This is a genomic window from Phenylobacterium sp. (assembly GCF_035944335.1).
Classification (GTDB): Bacteria; Pseudomonadota; Alphaproteobacteria; order Caulobacterales; family Caulobacteraceae; genus Phenylobacterium.
Map to the genome: position 1 here is coordinate 107,625 of NZ_DASZBG010000085.1, position 7,504 is coordinate 115,128.

The following is a 7,504-nucleotide window of genomic DNA, read 5'->3' on the forward strand; positions in this document are numbered from 1 at the left end:
CTAGACCGCCCGGGTCTGGGCTTCCACCTCGGCGTTCAGCTCGCCGCCCGCCAGGATGATGATGTTGGTCAGCCAGTTCCACACCATGAAGCCGACGACCGCGCCCAGCGAGCCGTAGGTCCGGTCGTAGTGGGCGAAGTTGCCGACGTAGAGCGAGAAGGCGGCCGAGACGGCGATCCAGAGGATCAGGGCCGCGAGGCTGCCAGGGCTGATCCATTGCAGGCGCGCCGGGCCGCGGCCGGGGCCATAGCGGTAGAGCAGGGCGATGCCCACGCCCATGGCCACCAGCAGGATCGGCCAGCTGACGACGTTGAGCATGAAGGCGGCGTGGTGGCCAAGGTAGGCCTCCACCGCGGGCCCGGCGCCGAGCACGGTGATGGCGGCCGTGCCAAAGGCCAGGAATCCCAGCGTGAAGACCATGGATATCAGCGTCTTGTGGATGAAACTTCGCTTGTCGTGCGCCTCGTAGGCGATGCTCAGGCCGGTCATCAGCGCCTTCACCGCCCCGTTGGCGCTCCAGATCGAGGTGACGAGGCCCAGGATGAAGGTGATCGATAGCCCGCCCTTCTGGGCCGCGGCCATGCGCAGCATCTCGTCGCCGAAGAACTGCAAGGCGCTGGCCGGCAGGACGACGGAGAGCATTTGCAGATGGTGCTGCGCCTGGGCGACGTCGGAGAACAGGCCGTAGAGCGCCACGAAGGCCGCCAGGCCCGGGAAGATCGCCAGCAGGGTGTAGAAACTGACGCCGGCCGCGATCATCGGGATCTGATCCTGGGTGAACTCGCCTCGGGTGCGGACGAGGATCTCCTTCCAGCCCTGCAGCGGAATCTGCAGAGGCGAGCGGGCCCCGCGGCCGCCGCCACGCGGGCGGACGCCCTTGGGGGCGACAGGCTCGGTTCCGCGCAGGGCGAGCACCCCGGCGCCGGCCAGCATGGCGATGGGCGCGGCCTCTAAGACCAGCTTGGGAAGGCGCCGGGCCATGTTCGTCCCTCGATCCTGCAACGCGGCGGCAATGCCCGAAGGCGTCGGCGGTTCCTTGAGCTAAGCCCTTGATGCGGCGCTGGAAGCAAGCGGCTTGCGCGGCCCTCGGCGCCGCATGCTAAGCGTGGCCGCATGAGACGGCCCTCCGCGCGGATCGACCAGCAAGGCCTGAGCACCATCAAGCTGGGCGCCTCGCGCTTCAGCCTGGACGATCCCTACTACCTGGTCCTGTCGATGAGCTGGCAGGCGTTCCTGGGCAGCGTGCTGGCGCTCTACCTCACGGCCAACCTGATCTTCGCGGCGCTCTACTGGGCCGCGCCGTCCGCGGTCGCCCATGCGCGGCCAGGCAGTTTCAGCGACGCCTTCTTCTTCTCCATCGAGACCCTGGCCACCGTCGGTTACGGCGAGATGAGCCCGCAGACCATGTACGGCCACAGCGTGGCCACGGTGGAGATCTTCGTCGGCATGTTCCTGACGGCGCTGGTCACCGGCGCCTTCTTCGCCCGTTTCGCCCGGCCGCGGCCGCGGCTGATCTTCTCCGAGGTGGCGGTGATCGCCCCCTACGAGGGCCGCACCGCCCTGATGGTGCGGGTGGCGAGCCGGCGGCTGCATGCGATCAACGAGGTGCACGGCCGGATCAGCTATCTGCGCACTTTCCACCTGCCCGACGGGGGCACCTTCCGGCGGTTCTTCGACCTGAAGCTGGTGCGCAGCGAGAACCCGGTGCTCAGCCTGTCGTGGACCCTGATCCACCCGATCGACGAGGACAGTCCGCTGCACGAGATGACCGAGGAGCGGCTGCGCGCCGAGGCGCCGCGGCTGCTGGTCTCGATCAACGGCTTCGACGAGGCGATCTCCTCGCAGATCAACGACCGCCACAGCTACCGGCCGCAGGATGTCCGGATGAACCACGTGTTCGCGCACATCCTGGAGGACAAGGACGACGGCGCCATCCAGATCGATCTGGACCGCATCCACGACACCGTGCCCGTGCCCGAAGGTCAGGCCGTGGGCTTCAGCGATTCATAGGCCTCCTGGGCCGCCAGCCACTCCTGCTCGGCGGCTTCCAGGGCGGCATGGGCGGCCGCCCGCCTACGGCCAAGCTCGCCCAGCCGGACCGGATCGCCGGCCAGGGTCTTGGGATCGGTCAACTCGGCGTCGACCGCCTCCAGCGCCTGGGCGGCGCGGGCCAGCGCGGCCTCGGCCGATTCGGCGCGGCGGCGCAGGTTGCCGGTAGGCGTCTTGCGGGCGGTGGGCTCGGGCGGCGGCGGCGCCTCCGGCTCGGCCTTCACCTGGCTGGGGCTGGTGCGCGCCACGGTACGGGCGCGGTCGAGCACGAAGCGGGCGTAGTCCTCGAGGTCGCCGTCGAAGGGCGTGATCGTGCCGTCCGCCGCCAGCCACAGGCGGTCGGCGACCAGCTCCATGAGCGAACGGTCGTGGGTGATCAGGATGACCGCGCCCTCGTAGTCGTTGAGCGCCTCCAGCAGGGCGCGCCGGCTGTCGATGTCGAGGTGGTTGGTCGGCTCGTCGAGGATCAGCAGGTGCGGGGCTTCCATGGCCACGAGGTTCAGCAACAGGCGGGCCCGCTCGCCGCCGGAGAGGTTGGCCACGGTGGTGCCCTGCTTGTCGAAGCCCAGGCCGAACTGGGCGAGCTTGGAGCGCCGCTGCGCCTCGCTGGCGGCCGGCAGGGCGCGGCGGATGATCTCCAGCGGGGTGTCGGTGGGATCCATGGCCTCGATCTGGTGCTGGTGGAACCAGCCGACCCGCATCCGCGCCGAGCGGTGCATGCTGCCGCTCTCCAGCTTGAGCGCGCCGGCGACCAGTTTGGCGAAGGTCGACTTGCCCGCGCCGTTGACGCCCAGCAGGCCGATGCGGTCGTCGATGTCGAGGCGCAGGTCGAGCTTCTTGAGGATCGGCGGGCCGCCGTAGCCGACGGCGGCGTGCTCCAGCCTGAGCAGGGGCGGCGGCAAGGGCCGCTCGGGCGAGGGCAGGGTGAAGGGCGAGACGTGCTCCTCGATCACCGCCGCCACCGGGGGCAGCTTGGCGATCGCCTTCATCCGCGACTGGGCCTGGCGGGCCTTGGAGGCCTTGGCCTTGAAGCGGTCGACGAAGGACTGCATGTGCGCCCGCTTCGCCTCGATCTTGACCCGCATCGCTTCCTGCAGCCGCAGCTTTTCGCCGAGCTGGCGCTCGAAGTCGTCGTAGCCGCCGGGATAGAGGCTGAGCTTGCCGTCCTTCATGTGCAGGATGTGGTCGACCGAGTTGTTCAGGAGCTCACGGTCGTGGCTGATGACCATGGCGGTGTGCGGATATTTGCGCAGCCGGGCCTCGAGCCACAGGGCGCCTTCCAGGTCGAGGTAGTTGGTGGGTTCGTCGAGCAGTAGCAGGTCGGGCTCGGCGAACAGCGAGGCGGCGAGCGCCACACGCATCCGCCAGCCGCCGGAGAATTCCGCCATCGGCCGCGTCAGGTCGGCGTTGGAGAAGCCCAGGCCCGCCAGGATTTCCGCGGCGCGCGACGGTGCGCGGTCGGCGTCGATGTCGATCAGCCGGGCGTAGATTTCGCCCAGCCGCTCCGGCTCGGCGGTCTCGAGTTCGTCCAGCAGGCCGGCGCGCTCGACGTCGGCGGCGAGCACCGTCTCCAGCAGCGGCACGGGGGTGGCCGGATGCTCCTGATCCACCGAGCCGATGCGCGCGTCGCGCGGCAGACCGATGTCGCCGTCGCCGTGGGTCAGCTGGCCGAGGATCAGCTTGAACAGCGTCGACTTGCCCACGCCGTTGCGGCCCACGAGGCCGACCTTGGCGTCCTTGGGCAGGGTGACGGTGGCGTGGTCCAGGAACCGGCGGCCCCAGGCGTCGAAGACAAGATCGTGGATCTGGAGCATGGCGGGCGGGCTGCATAGCAGATGCGCTGCGGCCTTGGCGAGGCGGGACCTTGCCTATATAGAGCCCGCCACCTCGCGCATCACCGCGCGCGGTTCCTCCCCATTTGGACGTCCAGACCGACCCATGACCGAACGCACCTTCTCGATCATCAAGCCCGACGCCACCCGGCGGAACCTGACGGGCAAGATTAATGCGGTGATCGAGGACGCGGGCCTGCGCATCGTGGCCCAGCGCCGCATCCGCATGAGCCGCGCCCAGGCCGAAAAATTCTATGAGGTGCACGCCGAGCGGCCGTTCTACGGCGAGCTGGTGGAATTCATGACCTCCGGGCCGGTGGTCGTGCAGGTGCTGGAAGGCGAAGGCGCGGTCGCCAAGTACCGCGAAGTCATGGGCGCCACGAACCCCGAGCAGGCCGCGCCCGGCACGATCCGCAAGCTCTACGCCAACAACGTCGGCGAGAATTCCGTCCACGGCTCCGACAGCCAGGACAACGCCAGGCTCGAAATCGCCCAGTTCTTCACCGACGGCGACATCGTCGGCTGATCCCGCCCCCCGCCTGCGCGGCCGGGAAAGTCCGGTCGCGGGGCAACCCGATCCGCGCCCGGGGGGTTTTGGCGCGGCAACGAGAGATCAACCCCTTTGAACATGCGCGACCCCAAACTCGGGAGCTTTTCCGAACGCCTGAATTCGCAGGCGGAGGCCCGGAAGGCTCTGCTGGAAAAATTCAAGCCGAAGCCGACCGTCCGGCCGGAGACCTTCGAAACCCGCGAGCAGCGCAAGGCGCGCGAGCTGGAAGAGGTCCGCGCCAGGCGCGCGGCCGAGAAGGAAGCGGCCCGTCTGAAGGCGGAAGCCGCCGCCGAAGCGGCCCGCCTGGCGCTGGAGAACGACGAGCAGCACCAGCTCGAGCTGAAGCGCCAGGAGCGGAAGGACCGCAAGTCCCTCGCCAAGGCCGACGCCCGGGCGCGCCGCGAAGCCAAGTCGGCCCAGCGGCGGTAGGCGAGATCGCGGCGAACGGTGTCGGGTCGCGCGCCCTAGTCCTCTTCGACCCCGCCGGTGAGCCGCCGCGACATGTCGCCGTAGTAGCCCTGGATCAGCAGCTCGACCGTGTCGCCCCGCTCCTCGGCCTCAAAGGCCAGATCCCTGGCCATCTGGATGGCCGCCGACCGGGTCAGTCCGCGCTCGATGGCTTCGCCGTCCTTGAAGACGGTCCAGTCGCCATCCTTGAGCGTCACTGCGTATTGAACCATGCGGTCGTCCCTCGCGATAAGCTTCAGCGTAGAACCGCGCGGAAAGTTCCCGCAAGTGAATGACTCGGCTGTGGACGCCTTCGGGCCCGCCATTGCTGGGCTGAGTCCTTGCGCCGCGGGGCGCGATGCCTGACGGGCCGCGCCTGGACTTAGCTATTGATAGAAATCGAGGGCTAGAGCGTCACCGGCTTGCCGTGCGGCGTGCGTAGGTAGGCGGCTTCCCAGGCGTGCTTGCGGGCCTGGAGCGCCTCGGCGCCGGCGAGGCGCTTGGCCGTGACCAGGCGTTCGAGGGCTGCCAGCCAATGCTCATAGTATCGCGAGCCATCGTCGGCCGGACCGCCGGCCTTCACGGCCTCCGACAGGGCCTGCGCCCACTCGCTCCAGGTGAAGGCGCCGCGTTCGTGCAGCTGGACGGCGAGGGCGAAGGCCTGCGCCTCCCAGGGCGCGGCGAACACCGGGCCCTCGGCGTCGCGCGGCAGGCCGGGGAGGATCAGCGGATCAGGCGTGCTCAAGGTAGGGCTCCCAGAGGTCGAGGCTGACGGTGTCGCGGGGATTTGCGGCCTGGCCCCACAGTTCGCGGGCGGTGAAGCGGACGGTGTAGAGGTGGCGCGGGTCCTCGCCTTGGCCATGGGCGTTGGCGTCGGGGAACACCTGGGCGCCGTGCCAGGCCGCCACCTCGCCGGTGTGGCCACGGGCGTAGCGCGGCAGGCGGGTGTGGCCGGGCGGGTTGAGGTTGCGGCAGCGGACGGCGTCGCCCGGCTGGAACATCGGTGGGGCGGCGGCCTCGCGGACGTAGGAGGCCGGCCGGCTCATCGTCTCGGCGACCTCCGCGGCGGTGAACCTGGGTTCGCCCTTGGCGGCGCCGGGCGCGGCGCGGCCCCGGGCCAGCTCTTCCGCGGTGGCCAGGCCTGACTTCATCAGCAGCTCGCAAAGCGAGCGGAACCACTTCTCGTAGTAGGTCATGGCCAGATATTGCGGCCCGGGGATCAGCTCGCGCTGGTGGCGCCCCGCGTCGATGTTGCTGCGGGTGGGCGAGGCGAGGGTCATCGCATGGACGCGGCCCTCCCACGGGTGGTGGAAGACCGGCTCGTCGACCTCGGGGACGATGGGGCCGAGCCCATGCATGCCGCCCATGTCGTGGACGCCGTTCACAGCCGCGCCGTGCCGATCATGCCGTTGCGGGTGACCAGGGCGGCGAGCTCATCCTCGCTCAGCGCCTCGGTCCCGGCCGGGCGTTCGGGGATCACCAGATAGCGGAGCTCGGCGGTGGAATCCCACACGCGGACCTCGACCCCCTCGGGCAGGGTCACGCCGAACTCGGCCAGCACCCCGCGCGGATCGATGACGGCGCGTGAGCGGTAGGGCGCCGACTTGTACCAGACCGGCGGCAGCCCCAGCACCGGCCACGGGTAGCAGGAGCACAGGGTGCAGACGACCATGTTGTGCACCTCGGCCGAGTTCTCCACCGCCCGCATGTGCTCGCCCTGGCGGCCGGCGAAGCCCAGCTCGGCGATGGCGGCGCCCGCGTTCTCACGCAGCCGCGCGCGATAGGCTGGGTCGCTCCAGGCGCGGGCCACCACGCGGGCGCCGTTGCGGGGGCCGACCTTGTGTTCGAAGTGGTCGACGGTGGCGTCCAGCGCCGCGGGATCCACCAGCCCCTTCTCGACCAGCAACGACTCCAGCGCCTTGACCCGCAACTCCATGTCGGAGGGCGGATGCTGGCCGTGCTCGTGCTCGTCGTGATCGTGGTCGGGGTGGTCGTGCGCCATAGCCGCCGAGAGTGGCCGATGGCGGGGCGCTTTCCAAGTGACGGATCGACGGTTCGGCGCAATGCTGCGATGGGAGGAGATCGCCATGGACGAGCCGCACCTCATCTATTTCGCCGATCCCATGTGCTCCTGGTGCTACGGCTTCTCGCCGGTGATCGAGGCGATCAGGACCGCGTTCGGCCGCGCCCTGCCGGTGCGCACCATCATGGGCGGCCTCAGGCCCGGCACGGAGCAGCCGATGACCGAGGCCGCCAAGCGCGAGGTGCTCGGTCACTGGACCCATGTGCACGTGGCGACCGGCCTGCCGTTCGCCGAGCACGCGCTCGACCGCGAAGGCTTCCGCTATGACACCGACCCGGGCGCACGCGCCGTGGTCGTGGTCCGCCGGCAGAGCGAGGACCTGGCGGTAACCTATCTCGCCAGGGCGCAGCGGGCCTTCTACGCCGAGGGCCTCGACGTGACCTCCGGCGAGGTGCTCGCCGACCTGGCCGCCGAGCTGGGACTGGATCGCGTCGCCTTCCTCGAACAATGGGGCTCCGAAGACGCCAAGCAGGAGACCTGGCGCGACTACGCCGTCTCCCAACGCGCCGGCGCCACGGCCTTCCCGACCCTGGTGGGCGGGCC

General features: G+C 69.9%; 10 protein-coding genes. 4 read left to right on the plus strand and 6 right to left on the minus strand.

Annotated elements, in window-relative coordinates:
* Positions 1 to 981, minus strand: a complete 981-nt coding sequence (locus tag VGT80_RS14465; RefSeq protein ID WP_327456983.1) for a YihY/virulence factor BrkB family protein — start codon at positions 979 to 981, stop codon at positions 1 to 3.
* 132 nt (positions 982 to 1,113) lie between these two features.
* Between VGT80_RS14465 and VGT80_RS14470 the strand changes: the two genes are divergently transcribed.
* A complete protein-coding gene (locus VGT80_RS14470) occupies positions 1,114 to 2,010 on the plus strand; it encodes an ion channel (protein WP_327456984.1) in 897 nt (298 codons plus the stop codon).
* Here VGT80_RS14470 and VGT80_RS14475 read toward each other — a convergent pair.
* On the minus strand, positions 1,983 to 3,863 hold the full coding sequence (locus VGT80_RS14475; protein ID WP_327456985.1) for an ABC-F family ATP-binding cassette domain-containing protein: 1,881 nt from the start codon (positions 3,861 to 3,863) through the stop codon (positions 1,983 to 1,985). The two genes, VGT80_RS14470 and VGT80_RS14475, sit on opposite strands and share 28 nt — an antisense overlap.
* A gap of 124 nt (positions 3,864 to 3,987) precedes the next feature.
* Here VGT80_RS14475 and ndk point away from each other — a divergent pair, with 124 nt between their 5' ends.
* Together ndk and VGT80_RS14485 are read left to right on the plus strand one after the other, a co-directional pair.
* Positions 3,988 to 4,407, plus strand: a complete 420-nt coding sequence (gene ndk / locus VGT80_RS14480; RefSeq protein WP_327456986.1) for a nucleoside-diphosphate kinase — start codon at positions 3,988 to 3,990, stop codon at positions 4,405 to 4,407.
* 102 nt (positions 4,408 to 4,509) lie between these two features.
* Complete coding sequence (locus VGT80_RS14485) at positions 4,510 to 4,860, plus strand: DUF6481 family protein (protein ID WP_327456987.1); 351 nt, start codon at positions 4,510 to 4,512, stop codon at positions 4,858 to 4,860.
* A gap of 35 nt (positions 4,861 to 4,895) precedes the next feature.
* Here the strand turns inward: VGT80_RS14485 and VGT80_RS14490 are convergent, their stop codons facing one another.
* The 4 genes from VGT80_RS14490 to nthA all read right to left on the minus strand — a co-directional run bounded on the left by VGT80_RS14490 (position 4,896) and on the right by nthA (position 6,880).
* Positions 4,896 to 5,111 carry a DUF2188 domain-containing protein gene (locus tag VGT80_RS14490; RefSeq protein ID WP_327456988.1) on the minus strand — a complete coding sequence of 72 codons (216 nt, stop codon included), beginning with the start codon at positions 5,109 to 5,111 and terminating at the stop codon, positions 4,896 to 4,898.
* A 173-nt stretch (positions 5,112 to 5,284) separates the two neighbouring features.
* Complete coding sequence (locus tag VGT80_RS14495) at positions 5,285 to 5,623, minus strand: nitrile hydratase accessory protein (protein WP_327456990.1); 339 nt, start codon at positions 5,621 to 5,623, stop codon at positions 5,285 to 5,287.
* Complete coding sequence (nthB, locus tag VGT80_RS14500; protein ID WP_327456992.1) at positions 5,610 to 6,263, minus strand: nitrile hydratase subunit beta; 654 nt, start codon at positions 6,261 to 6,263, stop codon at positions 5,610 to 5,612. Before nthB ends, VGT80_RS14495 begins: the two co-directional genes overlap by 14 nt.
* Complete coding sequence (gene nthA, locus VGT80_RS14505) at positions 6,260 to 6,880, minus strand: nitrile hydratase subunit alpha (RefSeq protein WP_327456994.1); 621 nt, start codon at positions 6,878 to 6,880, stop codon at positions 6,260 to 6,262. The genes nthB and nthA overlap by 4 nt, the downstream gene beginning before the upstream one ends.
* A gap of 85 nt (positions 6,881 to 6,965) precedes the next feature.
* Between nthA and VGT80_RS14510 the strand changes: the two genes are divergently transcribed.
* Positions 6,966 to 7,504: DsbA family protein (locus tag VGT80_RS14510; protein WP_327456996.1), on the plus strand; the 539-nt coding region annotated here is incomplete at its 3' end.